Raw genomic sequence first — 256 nt, 5'->3', positions numbered from 1 at the left:
CCCTCATAAGGCAGTATCCAATCCATAAGAGGATGCACTCTAGCCCTCAAAAAGAGTGCATCCTTCCCCTCAACGGAGACTGCCAAACCCTCATAAGGCAGTATCCAATCTATGAGGATGCACTCCGCGCCTTAAAAAGAGTGCATCCTTCCCCTCAACGGAGACTGCCAAACCCTCATAAGGCAGTATCCAATCTATAAGAGGATGCACCCTAGCCCTCAAAAGAGTGCATCCTTCCCCTCAACGGAGACTGCCA

It is taken from the genome of Bartonella sp. AA16NXGY, assembly GCF_042197325.1.
Taxonomy (GTDB): domain Bacteria; phylum Pseudomonadota; class Alphaproteobacteria; order Rhizobiales; family Rhizobiaceae; genus Bartonella.
Note: the sequence above shows the minus strand (reverse complement) of the source record.